A 452-nucleotide genomic window follows, 5' to 3' on the forward strand; every position below is an offset into this window, starting at 1 on the left:
CTTCTTGCATATCATTTCTGCAGGATCTCCAATATGGTATTCGCTATCATATTGTATAGATGACCCTGAAAGGACTTGTGCGGATTCCTCTAAAATCCTCCTAACTTCCTCTACTTGCAATTGTTCACTATCCACTCCGTAAGCAACTGTATTGATATTGTTACTAGGAATGATATGAAGAAGCGTTATACGGGCATTTATCCCAACGTTTTGCGCCAACCAATTAGCCGATTTCAATGCATGTTTGGAGTGTTCGGACCCGTCAACTGGAACCAAAAACCGTTCATACATGTTCTCACTCTCCTTTTTATAAAATCTTATTTTTATAATAAAACCCATGACGGTGATTATTGTGATGTAACTTTAGAATTTCCAACAAACTTTTTGGTTGTTTCGGCCACACGTTTTCCAAGGGCCCTTCCTAAAGCAAGATCATTTTGATTAAGGATGTT

At 38.3% G+C, this 452-nt stretch carries 1 protein-coding gene; it reads right to left on the bottom strand.

Annotated features, from left to right (window positions below; genetic code table 11):
* Positions 1 to 291: universal stress protein (locus KW850_RS32725; protein ID WP_218351731.1), on the bottom strand; the 291-nt coding region annotated here is incomplete at its 3' end.
* Positions 292 to 452: the final 161 nt, after the last annotated feature.

The organism is Bacillus sp. sid0103, from assembly GCF_019219025.1.